Source organism: Paenibacillus etheri (genome assembly GCF_001012825.1).
GTDB lineage: Bacteria > Bacillota > Bacilli > Paenibacillales > Paenibacillaceae > Paenibacillus_AQ > Paenibacillus_AQ etheri.
Genome location: NZ_LCZJ02000090.1, coordinates 1 through 230, shown reverse-complemented (window position 1 = coordinate 230; position 230 = coordinate 1). Strand labels below are relative to the sequence as shown.

The window sequence follows — 230 nt, the reverse complement described above, 5'->3', positions numbered from 1 at the left end:
AACGGGCATGGAAATCAATACAGTTATTGGCGACACAGCCTATTCTGAGAAAGAAAATATTCAGTATGCCAAACAAAACGAATTGCAACTCGTATCCAAATTACATCCGCAGATTACTCAAGGTGCTCGTAAAAAAGAAGATGAATTTGAGTTTAATAAAGATGCAGGGAGGTACGTTTGTAAAGCTGGGCATATGGCAATTCGTAGAGCACGTACGGGGACAAAGAATG

1 pseudogene is annotated in these 230 nt (G+C 40.0%); it reads left to right on the top strand.

Features of this window, described 5'->3' with window-relative positions:
• Positions 1-230: pseudogene (locus tag UQ64_RS29135) on the top strand (IS5/IS1182 family transposase); the annotation flags it as partial.